Annotated in this window: 23 protein-coding genes; 7 read left to right on the top strand and 16 right to left on the bottom strand. The window is 65.3% G+C overall.

Annotation, left to right across the window (positions count from 1 at the left end; translation table 11 throughout):
• Positions 1-121 precede the first annotated feature (121 nt).
• Positions 122-1,156 (top strand): tRNA dihydrouridine(20/20a) synthase DusA, encoded by a 1,035-nt coding sequence (dusA, locus tag LC092_RS01130; RefSeq protein ID WP_224804208.1) that lies wholly within the window; start codon positions 122-124, stop codon positions 1,154-1,156.
• Positions 1,157-1,207: 51 nt separating this feature from the next.
• On the top strand, positions 1,208-2,038 hold the full coding sequence (locus LC092_RS01125) for a sulfite exporter TauE/SafE family protein (protein ID WP_224804206.1): 831 nt from the start codon (positions 1,208-1,210) through the stop codon (positions 2,036-2,038).
• Positions 2,039-2,059: 21 nt separating this feature from the next.
• On the opposite strand, the gene LC092_RS01120 is transcribed toward LC092_RS01125, so the two are convergent.
• The 4 genes from LC092_RS01120 to LC092_RS01105 form a co-directional block, all read right to left on the bottom strand.
• A complete protein-coding gene (locus tag LC092_RS01120) occupies positions 2,060-2,773 on the bottom strand; it encodes a TIGR02281 family clan AA aspartic protease (RefSeq protein ID WP_224804205.1) in 714 nt (237 codons plus the stop codon).
• Complete coding sequence (locus LC092_RS01115) at positions 2,773-2,958, bottom strand: DUF1289 domain-containing protein (RefSeq protein ID WP_224804204.1); 186 nt, start codon at positions 2,956-2,958, stop codon at positions 2,773-2,775. The genes LC092_RS01120 and LC092_RS01115 overlap by 1 nt, the downstream gene beginning before the upstream one ends.
• Positions 2,959-3,042: 84 nt before the next feature.
• Positions 3,043-4,227: an alpha/beta hydrolase gene (locus LC092_RS01110; protein ID WP_224804203.1), complete on the bottom strand. Its 1,185-nt coding sequence runs from the start codon at positions 4,225-4,227 to the stop codon at positions 3,043-3,045.
• 76 nt (positions 4,228-4,303) lie between these two features.
• A complete protein-coding gene (locus LC092_RS01105; protein ID WP_224804202.1) occupies positions 4,304-5,131 on the bottom strand; it encodes an adenosylcobinamide-GDP ribazoletransferase in 828 nt (275 codons plus the stop codon).
• Between the two features lie 103 nt (positions 5,132-5,234).
• On the opposite strand from LC092_RS01105, the gene cobT reads away from it, so the two are divergent.
• The gene (gene cobT / locus LC092_RS01100) at positions 5,235-6,263 is read left to right on the top strand and encodes a nicotinate-nucleotide--dimethylbenzimidazole phosphoribosyltransferase (protein ID WP_224804201.1); all 1,029 of its coding nucleotides are present in this window, start codon (positions 5,235-5,237) and stop codon (positions 6,261-6,263) included.
• 25 nt (positions 6,264-6,288) lie between these two features.
• Here the strand turns inward: cobT and LC092_RS01095 are convergent, their stop codons facing one another.
• Positions 6,289-7,854 carry a sensor histidine kinase gene (locus tag LC092_RS01095; protein WP_224804200.1) on the bottom strand — a complete coding sequence of 522 codons (1,566 nt, stop codon included), beginning with the start codon at positions 7,852-7,854 and terminating at the stop codon, positions 6,289-6,291.
• Positions 7,855-8,021: 167 nt separating this feature from the next.
• On the opposite strand from LC092_RS01095, the gene LC092_RS01090 reads away from it, so the two are divergent.
• A complete protein-coding gene (locus LC092_RS01090) occupies positions 8,022-8,669 on the top strand; it encodes a uracil-DNA glycosylase family protein (RefSeq protein WP_412103500.1) in 648 nt (215 codons plus the stop codon).
• A 56-nt stretch (positions 8,670-8,725) separates the two neighbouring features.
• Here the strand turns inward: LC092_RS01090 and LC092_RS01085 are convergent, their stop codons facing one another.
• The gene (locus tag LC092_RS01085; protein WP_224804199.1) at positions 8,726-9,700 is read right to left on the bottom strand and encodes a sulfurtransferase; all 975 of its coding nucleotides are present in this window, start codon (positions 9,698-9,700) and stop codon (positions 8,726-8,728) included.
• A gap of 233 nt (positions 9,701-9,933) precedes the next feature.
• Between LC092_RS01085 and LC092_RS01080 the strand changes: the two genes are divergently transcribed.
• Entirely contained in the window at positions 9,934-10,425 is a 492-nt protein-coding gene (locus tag LC092_RS01080; protein WP_224804894.1) for an Lrp/AsnC family transcriptional regulator, read from the top strand.
• A gap of 337 nt (positions 10,426-10,762) precedes the next feature.
• Positions 10,763-11,263, top strand: a complete 501-nt coding sequence (locus tag LC092_RS01075; RefSeq protein WP_224804197.1) for a DUF302 domain-containing protein — start codon at positions 10,763-10,765, stop codon at positions 11,261-11,263.
• A gap of 97 nt (positions 11,264-11,360) precedes the next feature.
• Here LC092_RS01075 and LC092_RS01070 read toward each other — a convergent pair whose 3' ends face one another.
• On the bottom strand, positions 11,361-12,245 hold the full coding sequence (locus tag LC092_RS01070; RefSeq protein WP_224804195.1) for an NAD(P)-dependent oxidoreductase: 885 nt from the start codon (positions 12,243-12,245) through the stop codon (positions 11,361-11,363).
• A 149-nt stretch (positions 12,246-12,394) separates the two neighbouring features.
• A complete protein-coding gene (locus LC092_RS01065) occupies positions 12,395-12,550 on the bottom strand; it encodes a hypothetical protein (protein WP_224804193.1) in 156 nt (51 codons plus the stop codon).
• 100 nt (positions 12,551-12,650) lie between these two features.
• On the opposite strand from LC092_RS01065, the gene LC092_RS01060 reads away from it, so the two are divergent.
• A complete protein-coding gene (locus LC092_RS01060) occupies positions 12,651-13,565 on the top strand; it encodes a LysR family transcriptional regulator (RefSeq protein WP_224804191.1) in 915 nt (304 codons plus the stop codon).
• A 15-nt stretch (positions 13,566-13,580) separates the two neighbouring features.
• On the opposite strand, the gene LC092_RS01055 is transcribed toward LC092_RS01060, so the two are convergent.
• From LC092_RS01055 to fdhD, 8 genes are all read right to left on the bottom strand, one after another.
• Positions 13,581-14,747, bottom strand: coding sequence for a trans-sulfuration enzyme family protein (locus LC092_RS01055; RefSeq protein WP_224804189.1), 1,167 nt, complete (start codon positions 14,745-14,747; stop codon positions 13,581-13,583).
• A 176-nt stretch (positions 14,748-14,923) separates the two neighbouring features.
• Positions 14,924-15,760: an ABC transporter permease gene (locus LC092_RS01050; protein ID WP_224804187.1), complete on the bottom strand. Its 837-nt coding sequence runs from the start codon at positions 15,758-15,760 to the stop codon at positions 14,924-14,926.
• Positions 15,757-16,470 carry an ABC transporter permease gene (locus LC092_RS01045; RefSeq protein ID WP_224804184.1) on the bottom strand — a complete coding sequence of 238 codons (714 nt, stop codon included), beginning with the start codon at positions 16,468-16,470 and terminating at the stop codon, positions 15,757-15,759. The genes LC092_RS01050 and LC092_RS01045 overlap by 4 nt, the downstream gene beginning before the upstream one ends.
• Positions 16,471-16,545: 75 nt before the next feature.
• Positions 16,546-17,322 carry an ABC transporter substrate-binding protein gene (locus tag LC092_RS01040; RefSeq protein ID WP_224804183.1) on the bottom strand — a complete coding sequence of 259 codons (777 nt, stop codon included), beginning with the start codon at positions 17,320-17,322 and terminating at the stop codon, positions 16,546-16,548.
• Between the two features lie 136 nt (positions 17,323-17,458).
• Positions 17,459-18,745 carry a gephyrin-like molybdotransferase Glp gene (glp, locus tag LC092_RS01035; protein ID WP_224804181.1) on the bottom strand — a complete coding sequence of 429 codons (1,287 nt, stop codon included), beginning with the start codon at positions 18,743-18,745 and terminating at the stop codon, positions 17,459-17,461.
• Positions 18,732-19,277: a molybdopterin-guanine dinucleotide biosynthesis protein B gene (gene mobB / locus LC092_RS01030; RefSeq protein ID WP_224804179.1), complete on the bottom strand. Its 546-nt coding sequence runs from the start codon at positions 19,275-19,277 to the stop codon at positions 18,732-18,734. Before mobB ends, glp begins: the two co-directional genes overlap by 14 nt.
• Positions 19,274-19,897 carry a molybdenum cofactor guanylyltransferase MobA gene (gene mobA / locus LC092_RS01025; protein ID WP_224804178.1) on the bottom strand — a complete coding sequence of 208 codons (624 nt, stop codon included), beginning with the start codon at positions 19,895-19,897 and terminating at the stop codon, positions 19,274-19,276. The genes mobB and mobA overlap by 4 nt, the downstream gene beginning before the upstream one ends.
• Positions 19,894-20,808: a formate dehydrogenase accessory sulfurtransferase FdhD gene (fdhD, locus tag LC092_RS01020; protein WP_224804175.1), complete on the bottom strand. Its 915-nt coding sequence runs from the start codon at positions 20,806-20,808 to the stop codon at positions 19,894-19,896. Before fdhD ends, mobA begins: the two co-directional genes overlap by 4 nt.
• Positions 20,809-20,874 lie beyond the last annotated feature (66 nt).

Genomic DNA, 20,874 nt, shown 5'->3' with positions numbered 1-20,874 from the left:
GCAACAGCGCCAGGCAGGCAAGCGCCGGACCATCTGAAATGCGGCGTCGCGGACGCTGCATAAGGGGAGGCCGCACGCCTCCCCATGACCGCAGCCGCCAACAGTCTGAAGACATGCAAACATGCAGATGAGCCAATACGCCAGATTTGCCGTTGCGCCCATGATGGAGTGGACCGATCTCAATTGCCGGGCGTTCCACCGCACGCTCTCGCGGCATGCGTTGCTTTACACGGAGATGGTTGCCTCGGCAGCGGTCGTGCACGGAGATCGCCAGCGGCTTTTGGGGTTTCGCGATCTGGAGCATCCGGTTGCCTGCCAGCTCGGCGGGTCAGATCCGGGTCAGCTTGCCGAGGCCGCGCGCATCGTCGAGGACTTCGGCTATGACGAGGTCAACCTCAATGTCGGCTGCCCGTCCGATCGCGTCCAGTCGGGACGGTTTGGCGCCTGCCTGATGCGCGAACCGGAGCTGGTTGCCGAATGCGTTTCGGCGATGAAGGCGGTGGTGCGCATCCCGGTGACGGTGAAATGCCGGATCGGCGTCGACGATCAGGACCCGGAGGTCGCTCTCGATGCGCTGGCCGACGCCGTTGTCGCCAGCGGAGTCGACGGCCTTTGGGTGCATGCCCGCAAGGCCTGGCTCAAGGGGTTGTCGCCGAAGGAAAACCGCGACATCCCGCCGCTCGACTATGACCGCGTGTATCGTTTGAAGCGCCGGTTTCCCGATCTCTTCATCGGCATCAACGGCGGCATCGGCTCGCTTGAGGAGGCGTCCGCGCACCTGCCGCATGTCGACGGGGTCATGCTCGGGCGCGCCGCCTATCACGATCCCTGGCTTCTGGCGGGCGTCGACAGCCGCTTTTACGGTACGGCGGACCCGGTCGCGAGCCGGGTCGAGGCCGTCGAGCGCTTCCGGCCCTTCATTCTCGAGCGCCTCAAGGAGGGGGCGAGGGTGAACCAGCTCCTGCGCCACATGCTCGGGCTTTATCACGGCGTTCCAGGTGCACGCGCCTGGCGGCGGCGGTTGACCGTGGATGCGGTTCGTCCCGGCGCCGGCGTCGAGGTTCTGGACACGGCACTTGCCGAGATTGGCGAGGCGACACTGGACAAAGCCGCCGGTCTGGGTCAGTTAGAAATGACAGGGACGGGCGGTCGCTAGGCGAACCGCCCCACCTCCCGCTTCCTCTTCCCGCAGTGCTTGGGGGCTTTCATGGATCTCTCGTCGATCAACGGCGAAATAATCGGGCTCGTCGTGGCGTTGGTCGCGTCCGGGGCCGTGGCCGGACTTCTTGCCGGTGTCTTCGGCATCGGTGGCGGGGCGGTTCTCGTTCCGGTCCTTTTTGAGTTTCTCACCTGGCTGGGCGTCGACGAATCCGTGCGCATGCATGTGTCCGTCGCGACGTCGCTCGGCATTATCGTCCCCACCTCGCTGCGCTCCTTCGCGGCTCACAAGAAGCGTGGCGCCGCCGATCTGGAGCTCCTGAAGAGCTGGCTGATCCCGGTGCCCGCCGGCGTGATCGTGGCGAGCCTTGTTGCCGCCTATGTGTCCGGCGACGGCCTGAAGGCGATCTTCGCCGGCATCGCCGTCGTCGTCGGCCTGCGCATGCTGTTCAACCGGGAGAGCTGGCGGCTGGGGGCGGATATTCCAGGCAACCCGCTGCGCGCGGTGTGCGGCGCGCTGATCGGCTTTTTCTCCACCTTGATGGGGATCGGCGGCGGCGTGATGAACAACACCTTCATGACGCTCTACGGCCGTCCGATCCACCAGGCGGTGGCGACCTCCGCCGGCACCGGCGTGCTGATTTCCATTCCGGGCGTTGTCGGGATGATCTGGGCCGGCTGGGGAAATCCTGACCTGCCGGCGTTTTCCCTCGGGTACGTCAACCTGCTGGGCGTGGCGCTGATCATTCCGATCACGACCTTTGCCGCTCCCTTCGGCGTCAAGATTGCTCACGCCCTGCCGAAGCGGCAGCTCGAGGTCTTCTTCGGCCTGTTCCTGCTGCTGGTGGCGGCCCGCTTCGCCTGGAGCCTCTGGGGCTGATCAGACGGCGGGTCGGACGCGTCACGGCTCGAGAATGAGCCGGTCGCCCTCGACCCGCCACCCTTTCAGCCGGTCGAGGGCCGAGAGGCCGAGCAGGCTGGTTTCAAGCACATCCGGCCGCGCCACGAAGGCGCGCACATCCTCAAGGCGCAGACTGCCGATCCGCAGCTCCTCCAGCGTGGTCAAAGCGAAGGTCGACTGCCCGTTGGCTGTTGAAACGGGCACGGTGTAGCTCAGGGTCGACGGATCGATGCCGGCCGCGCGGGCGTCGTCCTGCGTCAGCGTGACGGCCGACGCGCCCGTATCGAACACGAAATCGACTGCCGCGTCGTTCACCCGGGCCTTGATGCGATATTGCCGGCTCCGGTCGCGCACGACCGTGATCGTGCCCGCGCGATCCTCGATGGCCGTGCCCGGCCACAGCGTCCCCATGATCCGGCGTCCGGCGTCTTCCAGTTCCGCCCGGTAGGCGTAGCCGCCAACGAGCACGAGGCCGAACAGCGTCCACAGCACGAGCCCGCGCAACAAGGCCGGGATCTGACGCGGCGCTGCAAGCATCGGCCCGCCTATCACGAGCAGCAGCGCGATCAGCGCGACGACCCTGGGGCCGGCGTCGGAAAACATCGTGCCGTCTCCCGGCATGTCCGTACCGGTCAGAAAGGCCAGGATGGCCGCGAAAATGATGATGCCGAGAACCACCAGCACCAGCGTTCCGGCAAAGCCGCCGCGAAACATCAGCCGGCCTCCGTCAGGAGAGATCCGCGTGCCGGAAGGGCGGCCATGACCTGGCGCCGTTCCTCTGGCGTCAATCGGCCCCAGCCGGCGATCTCCTCAAGCGTGCGCAGGCATCCGACGCACAGGCGGGTGGCCGTGTCGATGCGGCAGAGCTTGATGCAGGGGCTGTCGATCGGAGCGGTCATAGGCAATCGGGTCCTGGGCGAGGGCGCATGGCGTCGCCCCTGGAAAAGCGGCGCGGCGCGCGCGTCTTTCCTTCGATGTGGGAACTATTGGCGATTGGACAAGGCCGTCAGCGGTGCGGTCAGGATCTTGAGCGGGAAGGTGATGGCGGCCTTGGCCGTATTCCCGACCGCATCGACCGTGGTTTCCGTGGTCGACACCTGCGGCCTGAGTTCCAGCGACTGCAGCGCCGAGCGCAGTTCTGGCGCGGCCTGGGCGATCTCCGCAAACTTTCCGTGGTTGGCCGCATCCGTCCCGGCGATGTCGGTCAGGTCGATGACGATGGCGCCGAGTTCCGCCAGTTCCGCTTCGTTTTCATAGGCGCCGAGGCGCTGTTTGCCGCCTGCAATCAGGCTCGACGCCTGAAGGGCGCGATCGTCGCGCGACACCAGGATGATGTAGGGCTTTGTTGGTTTTCCAGCGCGGCGCATCTGCGCCTTGAACACGTCGATATCGAGGTCGGGGGCCGCCATTGCGACCACACCGACCTTGCGTTCGGGAAGCGGGCGTCCGGAGATCCGGATCTGTCGGATTGTTTCCGTCAGAACCCAGTTGCCCATCGAATGGGCAAGCACATTGACCTTCTCCGCATTCGATCCGGTGACCATGCGCAGGGTTCGCTCCAGACCGTCGCGCGCGATGGTGGCGCTGTTGGAATCGTAGAGGTAGTCGGTGACATTGCCGCCCGACGCCCAGGTAAATAGCACCGCGACATGCGGCAGGCCGGAATCGTGCTTCAGCTGCACCATCCGGTAGAGCGCCTCGGGAAAGCGCGTGTTGTAGCCGTGAATGAAGACGAAGACCTCGCGCTTGCCCTTGGGGCGCTTGGCGAGTTCGGCATTCAGGGCCGCGCGGAACGTATCGTCGTCAAGCCGTTGCGTTGCCCGGACGGTGAAGTCCGTCTCCGGATTTCCCGGCGGCGTTGATGGCCACTCGATCTTGCCGGCTTCATGCGTCGAGGGGACGGACACGGTCGCTTCCGCGAAATTGAGCCCCGTCGACCGCTCGCGTCCGAACAATGTGCCAGGCCGCGTGTCCGGCTCGCGTGTTGTCGCCACCAGGATCGTATGGGGGGTCGTATCGCTCGCAACCTGTTGCGAGACCTCCAGAATGCCGGCGTCCGGCCTTGTGCCGCATCCCGCGAGCAGAACCATGAGGCTCAACAGCAGCACCACCGCGCGCGCAGAGCCGCCCGGCGTGTTTGCATGGATCGTCAGTCGGCATCCGGTCATCGCGGCATGTCTTTTCGTTTGGAACAACCCCCGGCGTCTCCGGGCGGTGCAAGTTGGACAGGTTCCCGCATCGCAGTCAAACGACGATGCACAAGCCCGTCAATCCGGCAATACAGGCGAGCTGCTGTGTCGCGCCGAGCACGTCCCCGGTCTGCCCGGCGATCTTTGCCATGGCGATCCGCGCCACGCCATATCCGGCCAGCCCCTGGCCCAGTGCCGCGAGCAGGAGTGCTGCGGGAGAATAGGCCACGATGCAGACGGCGTAGACCGGACCGGCGAACACCAGCGCGCAGACGAAGGCGCGGCGTGTCGGCGCGCCGCAAAGGGCGGACAGCCCGCCGGGTCGCGCCGCGGGAAGCGCGCGCCAGACGCCGACCAGCGCGACGCGCGATCCGCTTTCCACCGCGAGCCAGCCAAGGGCGGCGGCGCCTGCGCCAAAGCGCGCCGCGAGCGTTGCCAGGAGCGCGGCCTTCAGGGCAAGGGTCAGGATCAGCGCGAGCGTCCCGAAGGCGCCGATCCGGCTGTCCTTCATGATTTCCAGCCGCCGTTCCGGCGCGCCCGCGCCAAAGAACCCGTCGGCGACATCGGCAAGCCCGTCTTCATGCAGCGCACCCGTAAGGGCAATGTTCACCGACAGGCCGATAAGGACCGCGACGGTTGCCGGCAGGGCCGTCAGTGACGCCAGCAGGAAGACGGCAACACCGGGAAGCGCTATGGCGAGGCCGCTCAGCGGCGTGACGGCGGCGGCGCGGCGAAAGTCCGGAAGCGCGGCCGGATCGTCATGGGAATTGATCCGCGGAACGGGCAGGCGCGAGAAAAACCGAAGCGTCGCGGCGATATCCGCGACAAGCCGGCCCGGCGTCCAGATCGCGGCGGTTGCAAGTCGGTCGTTTGGGCTTGGCATGGGGTCCTTCGATCCGGCTTTGCGGCACGTCGCTTGACGGTTTATAGATCGGCGCCCGCCCGGCGCCAAGGCGGGTTCGTCTATCCCATCCGGAGTCTCCTGCATGACCTCTTCCGCATCCGCATTGCCCTTTGACGACATTCGAAATCTGGTCGCCCAGATGCCCGGTCCCGACGCCGAGGCGGTCGCGGACGTTCGGGCGCGCGAGGGCAATCTGACCAAGCCGGCCGGGTCTCTCGGCCGTATGGAAGAGATCGTCGAGTGGCTCGCGGGCTGGAGCGGCAAGAGCCGGCCGAAGATCACCCGGCCGATGGTGGCGATCTTCGCGGCCAATCATGGCGTCGCGGCAAAGGGCGTTTCGGCCTATCCGCCGGCCGTGACGCGCCAGATGGTGGAGAATTTCGCCGCCGGCGGCGCGGCGATCAACCAGATCTGCATCGCCCATGACCTGGGGCTGAAGGTGTTCGATCTCGCACTCGACATGCCCACCCCGGACATTACCGAGGAAGACGCCTTCGACGAGGCGAATTGCGCGGCGACGATGGCGTTCGGCATGGAGGCTGTTGCCGGGGGCGCGGACCTGCTGTGCCTGGGCGAAATGGGCATCGCCAACACCACGGTCGCCGCTGCCGTTCTTGCCGCCTTGTTCGGCGGCGATCCGAAGGAGTGGGTCGGACCGGGCACGGGTGTCGACAGCGATGGCATGGAGCGCAAGCGCGCTGCAGTTGCGGCCGCGGTCGCGCGGATCGGCGACGTCAAGGATCCGCTGGAAGTGCTGCGCCGTGTCGGTGGTCGGGAGATCGCTGCGATGGCCGGTGCGGTGATCGCGGCGCGCCTGCAGCGCATTCCCGTGATCGTCGACGGCTTTGTCGCCACCGCCGCTGTCGCTGTGCTCTACAAGATGCGCCCCGATGCGCTCGACCATTGCCTGTTCGGCCATGTGTCGGCGGAGCCGGCGCACCCGCGCGCGCTGGCGGAAATGGACAAGACGCCGCTGCTCGACATGGGAATGCGGTTGGGCGAGGGGACAGGTGCCGCGCTTGCGGCGGGGATCGTCAAGGCTGCCGCGCAGGTGCACGACGGCATGGCGACCTTCGCGGACGCGGGCGTGTCGGGCAAGGGCGTGGAATAAGGCGCAGCGCGGGCTTTCTGGGAGGTCAGGAGGCCTTGCGCACGATCTTCCGGCTGGAGGCGCGGCGCGATGCGGGGACCGCAAGGCCTGTTTCCTCGAGCGCAGGCATCGCTTCCAGCACCCGGCTGGAGGGGAAGGTGACCAGTGCCTCGGTGCCTTCGCGCAACTTGGACTTGAGTTCGAATTTGCCGCCGTGCATCTGCACCAGCGCCTGGACGATCGGCAGGCCGAGACCGGTGCCGTCCTCAGCGCTCTTGATGGCGATCGCGCCCTGACCGAAGGCCTGCATCACCAGCGGGATCTCGTCCTCCGGAATGCCGGGGCCGTTGTCGCGGATCGAGATGTACTGACCGCCGCCGGCGGTCCAGCCGGCCTTGATGGTGACTTCGCCGCCGGCGGGGGTGAATTTGACCGCGTTCGAGACCAGGTTGAGCACGACCTGCCGCACGGCGCGTTCGTCGACCCACAGCTTCGGCAGGTTTGCCTCCAGCACCTCGGTGATGGTGATGTTCTTCTTGCGCGCGCGGATCGCCATCATGTGCTTGCATTCGTCGATCAGCGTTGCAAGCGGCACCGCCTCCTCGGTGAGTTCGTAGCGGCCGGCCTCGATGCGCGACAGGTCGAGGATCTCGTTGATCAGGTTGAGCAGATGCTGTCCGGAGCTGTGAATGTCGCCGGCATACTCGCAATAGGTCTGGTTCTCGATCGGGCCGAGCAACTGGCTTTTCATCACCTCGGAGAACCCGAGAATGGCGTTGAGCGGCGTGCGCAGCTCATGGCTCATCGTCGCGAGGAAGCGCGACTTGGCGAGGTTGGCTTCCTCTGCCCGGCGCCGGGCCTCGTCGGAAATCGCCTTGGCCTGCTCGAGCTCGGAGATCAGGTGGTCCTTCTCGGCGCGGAAGGCGAGCATCGTCACCGTGGAAACGTGAAGCTGGTTGCCGAGCATGACGAAGAAGCATTGCGCGCCGACGGCCATGGCCATCATCGCGTAGTGGATCGCGCTCTGCTCGCTGAGGAACGACACCACGATGGCAATCGTGATCGGCAGCGTGCCGGCAAGCAGCGCCCGGGGGATGCTCGCCGAGAGCATCGTCAGCATCGCGATCACGATCAGCATGGTGGCGAACTGGAAGATTTCCGATCCGTCATGACCGGGCGCGGTCGACTGCAGCAGAAAGAACCCGGCCCAGCACAGGCCGTAGAGCAGGTCGCCCAGGATCATCTGGCGGCGCCAGGCGCCAAGACTGCCATCCGGTGTTGCCTCGCGCTCGAACCGGCGACACGCCATCAGCAACAGGATATGCGCAAACAGGGTGAAGGCGAGCCAGCCGCCGATAATGCCGGGTTCCATCCACAGCAGCGAAATCGCGCCGACGATCAGGGCGAACAGCGGCAACGCCAGAGCCGCGCTCAAGCGGTTCTTGGCGTAGGTGAGAAGCAGCTCGTAGTCGAAATTCGGCGGCGTGCCGTCGGCAGACGACAGGCGTTCGCGCACGCTGCGCACCGTGCGCGCGACATCGCGCCGACGTTGGGCCCGCTCGCTGTTTCGCGCGGTCTTGGCCTCGCTTGAGATGCTGTCTTGCGCCGCCATACGTGCCTGGACAAGGGTTATCGGGGATTTGCCCGATCGATTGGAAGTCTCCTCATCATGGTCATGAACCCTTAATAGAGACCTCAGGGACGTGGTTAATAGATCGTGTCCCGCCGAACGGGCGGCCGGGGCCGCAGGGAAGACAACACGTGCAGGAGACGTCAGCTTTGGGCGCGACACCCGAGGAACCGAAACGCAAGCGAACCGAGGCGCTGGCACGCGAGATCGCAAACTGCCGGGTCTGTCGCGACGCGCCCCGCCGTGTGCCGTTGCCGCATGAACCGCGGCCGGTGTGCGTGTTGTCGTCCACCGCCCGGATTGCAATTTGCGGCCAGGCGCCGGGGACCCGGGTGCATGCGAGCGGACGACCCTTCACCGATCCGAGCGGCGACCGCCTGCGCGACTGGATGGGGGTCGGCGAAGATGAATTCTACGACGCCTCCAGGATCGCGATCGTGCCGATGGGCTTCTGCTTTCCAGGCCTCGATGCAAAGGGCGGCGATCTGCCGCCGCGCGTGGAATGCGGGGGGCAGTGGCACGACCGGGTCTTTAAGGCGATGCCGCAGCTTCGTCTCAAGATCGTGATCGGCGCCTATGCGCAGGCCTATCATCTCGGACGGCATCGCCGAGGGTCCGTTCGCGAGACGGTTGCCGCGTGGCGCGAGATCCTCGACGCGACGAGCGCCGAGGGTGTTGCGGCGATCTGCCTGCCGCATCCCTCCTGGCGCAACAACGCCTGGCTTCGGACCAATCCGTGGTTCGAACGCGACTGCCTGCCGGTTCTCAAGCGCGAGATCGCCGCTCTGCTCACATGACAACGCCGGCGGTTGCGGCCGCCGGCGTCATCCTGTCATCGAGGTAGCGATCGTGCTCAGCCAAGCAGGCCGGAGAAGAACGCCTTGATATCGTCGAAGGTGGTGCGTTCGGAGGCCATCGGCAGGCTCTCGTTCTGCGACCAGCCGACCATGCTCTCGTCGTAGAGCGAGACGTTCTCGTAGCCGAGCACCTCGTGCAGCACGAACCAGTTGGTCGCGGCCCAGTGACCGGTGTTGCAGTAGGAGACGACCTCGACGCTCTTGTCGGCGAGTTCCGGCGAGACCAGCGACGCAATTTCGCTGCGATCCTTGAGCCGGCCCTTCTCCTCGTCATAGAAGACGGCCTGGTCGAGACCGACCGCATCCGGAATGCGCCCGAAGCGGGTCGCCTTGGAGTGCTTTTCCTTGCCGCTGAACTGCGCGGCCGGACGTCCGTCGACGAGAACCGCGGAGCTGTTGAGCTTGGACGCAACGTCCGAGGTCTGCACCAGATAGGCATCGCGCGGTTCGGCGATGAACATATCGCCCGTCGGCACCACATTGCCGCTTTCCACCGGGCGGTTCTCCGCAACCCAGGCCGCGTGGCCACCATCGAGGATCGCGACCGCGTCGTGGCCGAGATACTTCAGGGTCCAATAGATGCGCGCGGCCGCACCGAATTCCGAACTGGTCGTGCCGGCCGGCACGATCACGACGGCCTTGGTATCGGACACGCCGAGTTCCGAAAGCGCGGCCTCGAGCTTTTCCACCGACGGCAGCACGCCGACGATGCTGTCGCGGTCGGTGCGCCAGTAGCCCGGATACTCGCTCCACACCGCGCCGGGGATGTGGGCCTTGAGGTAGTCCTCGCGGCCGGAGTTGGCGAAGGGCGAGCGGATGTCGACCACGAGGACGTCGTCGCGATCCAGATTGTCCGCAAGCCACTGCGTGGAGACCAGAGGCGTGACCTCCGGAGCGGCGACGGCGGCGGGCGCAAACCCGAGTGAGACGGTAAGCCCGATCAGGGCAGCGATCCGGTTAAGACGAAGCATGATGTCTGCTCCCTTTGCTTGGCGGGATGAAAACCCGCCCGAAAATTCGTTTCCTGAGAGAGTGAGTTGACATCGGAAACAAAACGCGGCAAGCGGAAACAGGCATGAATTTGGAAGAAAAATCTAACTTTCTCCATCATGCGGGTCCCTGAAGAAAATCCGCATTGCGCTCTGGTCATTTTTTGGAAAATGAATCCATGGCGAGCGCGGTCCAACCGAGCCGTGAAACCATGATCGATCGCATTGACAGACGAATTCTCTCCATCCTCCAGGAGGATTGCACCATTCCCGTTGCCGAGATCGGCCGGCGGGTGGGGTTGTCCACCACCCCGTGCTGGCGCCGCATCCAGAAACTTGAGGAAGACGGCGTGATCAAACGGCGCGTCGCCATTCTCGACCCCCGGAAGGTCAACGTGAAGGTGACGGCCTTCGTGTCGATCACGACCTCGCAGCACAATGACGACTGGTTGCGCAAGTTCGCGGATGTGATTTCCGAGTTTCCCGAGGTCGTCGAATTTTACCGCATGGCCGGACAGGTCGACTATCTGCTGCGGGTGGCCGTGCCGGATATCGAGGCCTATGACGCCTTTTACAAACGGCTGATCGCGCGCATCGAGATCTCCGATGTCTCGACGTCCTTCGCGATGGAGCAGATCAAGAGCACCAGCGAATTGCCGCTCGCCTATGTGCCGACGGAGAAATCACGCGCCGACCGCGAGGCGTGAGGGCCTGGGAAAGGGCGTGCGTCTGCGCCCTGAGAAATGATGACAACGCCTCCGGTAGGCGTTCTCCCGGACGCAGCGCGAGCTGCGATCCGGGATCGGTGAGGCAGGGGTTCGGCCGCTGGCAACTCCACAAAACGGATAGGGTGTTGGCTCTCCGATACCGGGTCGCGCGTCCGCTTGCCCGGTATGACGCTGGAGAGCAGTCACACCCTTGGTCATCAGTCTGAGGGCGCGCGTTTGCGTTCTTACATTCAAGGTTTGAGATATGTCATGGCCTGACGGTCGTGGCTCGGTTAGGCTTCGGGCCGAATTCAAATGAGCCGGAGGAGACCCGAAAATGGGGCATGGCATGACGTTCATTCGCACAGGCTTGGCAGCACTGATGATTGTGGCCGGCGCCGCAGGGGGCGCTCAGGCGCAGTCCGGGCTTCCGGAGGCCGCAAGCGGCAAGACGGTCGAGCGGGCCTACGACGATGTGCGCTTCGATCTGGAAAGCGCCATCGTCAACCGGGGCCTGGTGATCGACTACGTCTCGCACATCGGCGACATGCTGGCGCGCACCGGCGCCGATGTCGGCTCCGAGGCGACCATCTTCACCAAGGCGGAAACGATGCTCTTCTGCTCCGCGCGGTTGTCGCGCGCCGCAATGGAGGCCGCTCCGGGCAATGTCGCCTTCTGCCCCTATGCGGTCTTCCTCTATGAAACGCCGGATCAGCCCGGCAAGGTGACCGTCGGCTATCGCCGCCTTGACGAAACCGGATCGGACGCATCGAAAAAGGCACTGGCGGAGGTGAATGCGCTCCTCGCAGAGATCGTTGCCGAGGCAACCGGCGAATAGCAGGGTCCTGCACGTGAGGTGCGACTGACGAAAAAAAGCCCCGGACGCTGCGAGCGCCCGGGGCTTTTTTCGTTTTTGCCGGCCTGTTGCGGGGCGGTCAGCCCTTGCGGTCGGCGTTTTCCAGACGCGCAATCAGGCTGGAGGTGTCCCAGCGATGCCCGCCCATGCTCTGGACCTCGGCGTAGAACTGGTCGACCAGCGCGGTCACCGGCAGGCGGGCGCCGGTTTCATTCGCGGTCTTGAGGCAGATGCCGAGATCCTTGCGCATCCAGTCGACGGCGAAGCCGAAGTCGAACTTGCCGTCGCGCATGGTCTCCCAGCGGTTTTCCATCTGCCAGGACTGCGCCGCGCCTTTGGAGATCACGTCGATCACCTTGGCGACATCGAGATCGGCGGACTTGGCGAAATGGATTGCTTCCGACAGGCCCTGCACGAGGCCGGCGATGCAGATCTGGTTGACCATCTTGGTGAGTTGGCCGGCACCGGACGGCCCCATCAGGCCGACCATCTTTGCGAAACACGCGATCGCGGGACGTGCGGCTTCATAGTGGGCCTCGTCGCCGCCGACCATGACGGTAAGCGCGCCGTTTTCCGCGCCCGCCTGTCCGCCCGACACCGGGGCATCGAGAAAGCCGCAGCCGCGTTCGGCCGCTGCCGCATGGAGCTCGCGGGCGACCTCTGCGGAGGCGGTGGTGTTGTCGATGAAGATCGCGCCGGGCTTCATGCCGTGGAAGGCGCCGCCCTCGCCGATGGTGACGGATCTCAGGTCGTCGTCATTGCCGACGCAGGCGAAAACGAAGTCGCAGTCGCGTGCGGCCTCTTCCGGGGTGGCGGCATGCCGGCCGCCATGTTCCGCGACCCATTTTTCGGCCTTGGCGGCGGTGCGGTTGTAGACGGTTACGTCGTGACCGCCCTTGCTCGCCAGATAGCCGGCCATGGGATAGCCCATGACCCCAAGGCCGATGAATGCTGCTTTTGCCATAAGGCGCGCCTCCCTGCGTGTCGAAAAAGCGGCCGCAGTCAGAGCTGGCGGCCGCAAAAGGTTTCGACAGGGGTTTTAGCGCAATCGAAGCGGTGTGTCAGCGTGGCGGCCCGCCGAAATGCTTAGGGGGCTTTTGGCGGGCCGCACGCTTACCGGCGCCCTCGCGTCAGCAGACGACGCCGGTTGCTCGTGTTGCGGGCGGGGCCGGTGGTCAGGCCGAAGGGATCGACATAGCGGTCGGGAAGCCGTTCGTCGGTCCGCGCCCGGGTCGCGGTCATGATCGAGTTGGCGAAGATATCAAACATTGGCTTGCCCTCTCTGAAGCCGTGTGGTGCTATCCATACTGCGGAAAACGGCAGGAAAAGCCACTCAGGAAAACATTCAACATGTAAGTCTGGATTACATATGGATTGGCGCGACATGCCCTCGCTGAGCAGCCTGCGGGCATTTTCCGCGGTGGCGGAATGCCTTAGCTATTCGGCGGCAGGGCGCTCGCTGAACGTCAGCCATGCGGCGATCAGCCAGCAGATGCGGACACTGGAAGCCTTTCTCGGCGTGCGTCTCGTGGTGCGGGAAGGGCGCGGCGTGGCGCTGACCATGGAGGGGCGGGAACTCGCCCGCAGCCTCAACGACGGCTTTTCGACCATTCGCCGGGCGGTCGATGCCTTGTCGCGCGCCGATGCGACCCGCCCCGTGCATGTCACCATGACCCCTGCCTTTGCCGTCAGCTGGCTTATGCCCCGGATCGCGGAGTTCCGTCATCGTCACCCGGACATCGAGCTGATGCTCAATCCGACGGCGGAGCTCGTGGATTTTTCACCCGGCGGGGTCGATATCGCCATCCGCTTCGGCGACGGGCGCTGGCCGGGACTGGAGTCGGAGCCGTTGCTGCTGACCAATTTCGTGATCGTCGCGGCGACCTCGCTCGTCGGCACCGAGCCCTTTCCCGATCCGGCGCGGATCTACGAATTTCCCTGGCTTCAGGAGTATGGCACCAACGAACTGGCGCTTTGGCTCGACCGGCAGGGCGTTGTCTCCAAGCGAAACCTCAATGTGCTGCATCTGCCCGGGCACATGATGCTTGACGGGCTGATGCGCGGCGAGGGGGTCACGGCAACCGCGCGGGCCTTCATCGAGCCGGAGATCCAGAGCGGCCTTCTGCGCGTGCTGTTTGAGGATGTGCGCGACGGTTCGGGCTACCACATCGTGACGCAGCCGGGAGTGCAGCGCGCCTCGGTCAAGGCGTTCGTCGGCTGGCTGCGCGGACACAAGGAAACCCTGTCGATCCCGGCGAAAGGCGGAGACCGACCGGATTTCTGAGCCGGTCGGCCGGGGTCAGCGTCGCGTCGGCGACAGCGCGGCCGTGAGGTCGGCGATGAGGTCGTCGGCGTTCTCGATGCCGACGGAAAGCCGCAACATGTTTTCCGGCACGCCCGTCGCGTCGCCTTCGATGGTGTGCCGGTGCTCGACGAGGCTCTCCACGCCGCCCAGCGATGTCGCCCGCTTGATCAGCTCCAGCCGTCCCGCGACCGCAAGGGCGTTGGCGCCACCGCCCTTGACCATGACCGACATCAGGTAGCCGTATCCGCCGTGCATCTGCGCCTTGGCGCGGTCGTGGCTCGGGTGATCCGCAAGGCCCGGATAGAGAACGGTCTCGACAGCGGGATGGGCGGCCAGCGTCTCGGCAATCGTCTGCGCGTTCGCGCACATGCGCTCCATCCTGAGCGCCAGCGTGCGAAGCCCGCGCAGCAGCAGATAGGCATCGAAGGAGGACAGGATGGCGCCGGCATCGTGGCGCTCGGTGCGGATGAAGCTCCAGGCAGCGCTGTCCGCATCGCGGCAGGACACGAGCCCGGCAAGAACGTCGGAATGCCCGTTGAGGGCCTTGGTCGCAGAATGGATCACCAGATCCGCGCCAAGCGCCAGCGGACGCATCAACAGCGGCGTCGCAGCGGTTGCGTCGACAGCCACGGTTGCTCCGACAGTCTTGGCGGCCTCGGCAATCGGCGCGATGTCGGCGACGGTCAGCCACGGATTGGACGGCGTTTCGATCAGCACCAGAGACGGACCGCTCTCCACCAGCGTCTCGCAGAAGCGGGCCGTATCGGCGGCATCCGCCTCGATCAGCGCGATCCCGGCGTGATCGCAATGTTTGCGCAGCCAGGAGGTCGTGCCCCAGTAGATCCCGGACTGGACGAGGATCGTGCCGCCGGGCTTTACCGTGCGCACCGTCGCGGCGATGGCGGCCATGCCGGACGCGAAGAGGCGGCTGTCCGCAGCCCCTTCCAGCTCCACGATCAGGCTTTCGATCTGGCGCACGAGATCATTGTCGTCGCGGGCATAGAGATGCGTATCGCTGATGAGGCGATACTCCGCGTCGCGCGCGAAGGTCGTTGCCGGCTGGATCGGCGGCACCACGGCGCCGGTCGCCGGATCCACGCCGCCGCCGCCGTGGGCGAGGAGCGAAGCCGGGTGGAGGGGGGATTTCGATGTCTTGGACATGGGGTCTCCAGCGGAAACGAAAAGGGAGCGCGCCGCCCGGCGCATGATGGCGACGCGACGGACCCGCAACGTCATCCGGTTCGCTCTAGACCGGCGCGGCGACCTTGGCAAGCGCGCGGTCGCGGGGCTCGCAGAGCAAATTCCAAAACCGAACAAAACCGTTTTTGAGCGATATTTTATCCGTTTCTCTTAAGGTGGCGCGTGAGCCGGGTCTCGAGCTTGTCCCAGATCCGGCGCAGCGTCTCCACGACGATCAGGTAAAGCACCGCCGCCCAGATATAGGCCTGGAAGTCGTAGGACCGCGAGTAGGCGCGGCGGGTCTCGCCCATCAGGTCGTAGATCGTGATGATGGAGGCGATGGCCGAGCCCTTGATCAAAAGGATCAGCTCGTTGCCATAGGGCCGCAGCGCCACGATCATCGCCTGCGGCAGGATCACCTTCCAGAAGGTGACGCCCTTGCGGATGCCGAGTGCCGCAGCGGCTTCCCATTGACCCTTGTCGATGTTCTGGACCGCGCCGCGCAGGATTTCCGCCTGATAGGCGGAGGTGTTGAGGGTGAAGGCGAAGACGGCGCAATACCAGGCGTCGCGGAAGAACCACCAGATCCCGAGATCGCTGAACAGCGGCTGGAAACTGCCGGCGCCATAATAGATCAGGAAGGTCTGCGCGAGCAGCGGCGTGCCGCGAAAGAAGTAGACATAGGCGTAGGCGAGGCTCGACAGCACGATGTTGCGCGAGGAGCGCGCAAGCGCGACCGGCAGCGACAGCAAGGCCCCGAGCACGATCGAGATGACCACAAGCTGGATCGTGATAACAACCCCGTCGACATAGTCGTCCCAGTAATTGGCGACGAAACTCGAAAACACGTTTGAGGCGAGATAGTAGAGCAGATAGGCACCGGCGACGGCCCAAAGGGCGACAAGGACGTGACCGGTCACGCGCGTGCCGCTCCAGCCACGCGGCAGCACCGGCGGGGGCAGTTGCACTGCATCACGAGGGTCTTGGAGGCTCATCGCAGACCCTCCCCGCGTTGCGCCCATGTTCTGATCCAGGTCAGGCCGATCGAGGAGATCATGGCCAGCAACAGATAGATCAGACAGGCGGCGCCGAAAAACAGGAACGGCTCCTTGGTCACGCGCGCGGCGATGCCCGACCAGCGCAAAATGTCGTCTAGCCCGATCACGGAGATCAGCGCCGTCTCTTTCAGCAGGATGAGCCAGAGGTTGCCGAGGGCGGGAAGGGCGAGGCGGATCAACTGCGGGAAGATGATCAACCGCAGCGTCTGGCCGCGCCTCAGCCCGAGCGCGTAACCGCCTTCATACTGCCCTTGCTTGATGCCGCGAAAAGCGGACAGGAAGGCTTCGGACGCATAGGCGGAAAACACCACCGACAGGGCGACCATGCCGGCGACAAAGGCGTTCACATCGACGAAGCCGTCCGGAACGAAGACCTGGTAGATCTTGTTCAGCAGGATCTGGACGCCGTAGTAGACCATGAACAGCGTCAGCAGTTCGGGCAGGCCACGGAAGATGGTCGTGTAGATATTGGCCGCCGTTCGCAGCGACGGTTCCTCAGACTTCTTGCCAAGCGCCACCACGAAACCGATGACAAGGCCGAACGGCAGGGAGGCGAGCGCGAGGCTGACGGTGATCAGCGTCCCGCGCGCGATTTCGTCGCCCCAGCCCTCGGAGCCGAAGGACAGCAGTGTCAGTGCATCGGTCATGCCGGCAACCCGCATGCGGGCATGACATGGCCGGTCGCGGCCATGTCATGCGTTTCGCCAGTTATGCGGATCGGATCAGCCGCCGTAGACGTCGAAGTCGAAATACTTCGACTGGATCTTCTCGTAGGTGCCGTCGGCGCGGATCGCGGCGATGGCGTCGTTGAACATCGCCTTCAGCTCCGGCTCGTCCTTGCGGATCGCGATGCCGGCGCCCTGGCCGTTGATCACCGGGTCCGGCACCAGCGTGCCGAGCAGCTTGCAGCAGGCGCCGTCGTCGGTGGCCAGCCAGTCGGACAGCACCACGACGTCGTCGATGGCCGCATCGATACGGCCCGAGCCGAGGTCGAGCTTGTATTCGTCCGGGGTCGGATAGAGCTTCAGTTCCGCGGACGGGAGCTTGGCTTCGGCGTAGTTGGAGTGGGTGGTGGACGACTGGGCGCCGAGCAGCTTGCCGTCGAGCGCGGCATCGCTCGCCTCGGTGATCGGGCTGTCCTTGGGCACGGCGATGGCCGGCGGCGTGTTGTAGTATTTGTTGGTGAAATCGACCTTCTCGAGGCGTTCCTCGGTGATCGACATGGAGGCGATCACGGCGTCGAACTTGCCGGCCTGAAGCGCGGGAATCATGCCGTCCCAGTCCTGGGTGATGAATTCGCACTCGACCTTCATCTGGGCGCAGAGCGCATTGGCGATGTCGATGTCGAAGCCGACGAGCTGACCGTCAGCCGTCAGGTTGTTGAACGGAGGGTAGGCGCCTTCGGTGCCGATCCGGATCTTCGACCAGTCCTTGGCCTCGGCGCCGCCGACTGCCGCGAGAAAAATGGCGGCCGCGGCCGCGACTTTCATGAAACGCATTGTGGGTGTCCCCTGTTGTCTGGTTCTTGTTTTCGGACGACTGCGCGCCCTTGAGTACCAGCGGACATACTCCCACCAAAATCGTCTGGATTTCAACAGGTTTGCAGTGCGATTTCCCCAGTGCCGCAAAGCGGTCTCATCGCCCGCTCAACCCGAACTCGCCAAAGGGAAGAAAATCGACAGGCTGACCCTCGGTCACCCCGGTCGCGGCCTCCGGGATTTCGATCAGCCCGTCCGCCTCGCGCAGGCCGGTGATCAGGCCCGAGCCGTCGCGTTCGAACTTGCGCACGACGGTGCGCCCCTTGTCATCCTTGTCGAGAATGCCCCTGTAGAACTCGCGACGATCCGGCTTTTTCGAGGCGACGGAAAAGGCGGCCGGAACCTGGAACCGCTGCGGCTCCAGAAACGCGCCACCGCCCAGCACCGAGAGAACCGGGCGCACATACAAAAGAAAGCACACCATCGCGGCGACCGGGTTGCCGGGAAGCCCGAGGGTCACGCAATCCCCGATCTGGCCGAAACTCATCGGCCGCCCGGGCTTGATCGCCAATTGCCACATGTGCCGGCTGCCGAGCGTGTCGAGGGCCGTGACCATGTGGTCTTCCTCGCCGCGCGAGGCGCCGCCGGTGGTAAGGATGACGTGGTGATCGGCAGCCGCGTCGGTCAGCGCTTGGCGGACGACGTCCGCGTCGTCTTGCAAAATGCCGAAGTCGGTGATGGTCGCGCCCATCGTCTCCAGCAGCGCGCGGAGCAGGAAATGGTTGCTGTCGTAAACGCCGCCGGGCGGCAGGCTTTCGCCGGGCCGGCGCAATTCGTCGCCGGTCGAGATCAGCGCGACGCGCACGGGAGCATGGACCTTTACCTCAGCCGTTCCTGTGGAGGCGATCGCTCCGAGATCCTGCGGGCGCAGCCGCGTGCCCGGCGCGACCAGTTCCGCACCCGCCTTGAGGTCCTCGCCGGCACGGCGCCGGTTTGCACCCGGCTTCAGCCCCTGCGGCACGATCACGAAGGGCTGGCCGTCCTGCTCGTGGGTGTCGCAGTCCTCCTGCATGGCAATCGTGTCGGCGCCGGGCGGCATCAGTGCGCCGGTGAAGATCCGCGCGGCCGCGCCGGGAAGAAGCGGCGTCTCGACCGGATGTCCGGCAGCAATGCGTGTCTGCAGCCGGAAGAACCCGCCGGTTTCCGCGTGATCGGCATGGCGGAAGGCGTAGCCGTCCACGGCGGCATTGTCGGCGCCCGGCACATCCCGGGGAGCGACGACCGCCTCGGCCAGGCATCGCCCGGCGGCTTGCGCCAGCGGCACGGTCTCGATCCCGGTCACCGGCGCGACCCGGGACCTCAGGATCTCAAGCGCCTCATGATGGCGCAGCCGGTCCTTGTCGTGCAGGAAACAGTCGTCGATCAGGCGCCTAGACGATGGCATCGCGGACCTTTCCCGGCTGCTTGAGACCGCAATGCGCAGCGATGAAATCCGCGATCGCCGGAATGTCGTCGAGATCGAACTGGGGCAGCGATTCGTCCGGCTCCCGGCGGTCGTTGGCAACGGCAAGAATATGCGGATCATTGGGGGCGAGCGGCGTCTGCTGCCGCGCATCGGCCCGGCGGGCCTCGATCTTGGCGTGCGCCTCGCGCTTGTACCCCTCTATCAGCACGAGATCGCAGGACGAAAGCCGCGCGAGGATCTCTGCAAGCGCCGGTTCGTCATCGTCGCGCAATTCATGCATCAGCGCCCATCTGCGGCCCGAGACCAGGGCAACCTCGCTCGCGCCGGCCAGACGGTGGCGATGGCTGTCGGTTCCCTCATGGTCGATATCGAAGGCGTGATGGGCGTGCTTGACGGTGGAAACCCGAAAGCCGCGCGCGGTGAACTCTTCCACCAGCCGCACAACCAGGGTGGTCTTGCCGGAGTTTTTCCAGCCGGTGATGCCGAAGACCGGCGTGTTCGATGCGCTCATCGCAATGCGTCCGCCTTTTCCGCCGCGCGCAGATCCTCCGGCGTGTTGATGTTGAAGAAGGGATCGCCGCCATCCGGGCCCGCATCGAACTCGGCGGTCGCATTCGGATGCCGGTCGACGAAGGCGAGAACCTTGCGCGTTGCGCCGTCCGTCAGGAAGGCGTCGAGATCGTTGGCGCAGGACAGCGGCCAATAGCCGAAAACGGGGTGCATGTGGCCACCGGAACGCGCCAGCACGATCGTGTCCGGGTCGCTGCCGCGCGCGCCCAGCAGGGTGGCGACGAGATCGCGCGGAAAGAACGGCGTGTCGCCCGCCACGGTGACGATGCCCTCGGCCTGTGGCGCATGGCTGCGCGCCCATGTCAGCCCGGCCAGCACGCCGGCAAGCGGGCCGGCAAATCCCTCGATCGGGTCCGCTGCGACGGGCAGGCCGAAGGCCTGAAAGCGGGCCGGGTCGCCATTGGCATTCAGGACCATCGCATCCACCTGGGGCGCAAGCCGGGCGATGACATGCGACAGCATCGGCAGGCCGTCGAGCGTCAGCAGCGGCTTGTCGCCGCCGCCCATCCGGCGCGCGAGACCGCCGGCGAGGATGCATCCAACGAGCGCGGGCGCGGTCATGAATTTGCGTCTCCGGCCCGTGCGCCCTTGCGGGCGTGTCTGGGATCCTCGCCGTCCGCGTCGCGCGCATCCATGTCAAAGACCACGCGCTCGGCACCCGAGAGGACAACGAAGCGCTGGCCGCGCGCGCGCCCGATCAGCGTCAGCCCGACCTTGCGGGCAAGCTCCACGCCCCAGGCGGTGAAGCCGGAGCGCGACACCAGGATGGGAATGCCCATCATCGCGGTTTTGATCACCATCTCGGAGGTGAGGCGACCCGTTGTATAGAAGATCTTGTCGGCCGGCGGCACCTTGTCGAGCCACATCCAGCCGGCGATCTTGTCCACCGCGTTGTGCCGGCCGACGTCTTCCATATAGGCGACGGCCCGGTCTTCCTGGCACAGCACGCAGCCGTGGATCGCACCGGCGCTCAGATAGAGCGAGGGCTGGGTGTTGATCTTCTTCGTCAGCGCATAGAGCCAGGAGGTGTGGATCCGCGCCTCCGGGTCCAGCGCGATCTCGTCGAACCGCTCCATCACGTCGCCGAAAACGGTGCCTTGCGCGCAGCCCGAGGTGCGCACGCGCTTCTTCATCTTCTCTTCGTAGTTGGTGGCCCGCTCGGTTCGAACGATGACGACCTCCAGGTCCTCGTCATGGTCGATCCCGGTGATGATGTCGTCCGGCCGCAACATGTTCTGGTTGAGCAGATAGCCGACCGCCAGCAGGTCCGGCCGGTCGCCGATCGTCATCATCGTGACGATCTCCTGCGCATTCAGGAAAAGCGTGAGCGCGCGTTCGTTCACGACCCTGAGGTCGACGCGCTTGCCGTCCTGGTCGATGCCGAAAACGGCCTGTGACAGACGACCGTCGTCCGGGTCCGGCCGGATATGGAAATCCGGCAAGCGCGCGGCGGAGAGTTTGGATGGGGTCAAGACAGTATCCTTCCGACCATGGCGGGCGACGCCACTGGTTCAACAAACTATGGAAGGAGGCGGAGC

Source organism: Stappia stellulata (assembly GCF_020176715.1).
Classification (GTDB): domain Bacteria; phylum Pseudomonadota; class Alphaproteobacteria; order Rhizobiales; family Stappiaceae; genus Stappia.
The sequence above is the reverse complement of the archived record's forward strand: the minus strand, read 5'-3'. Positions and strand labels throughout refer to the sequence as shown.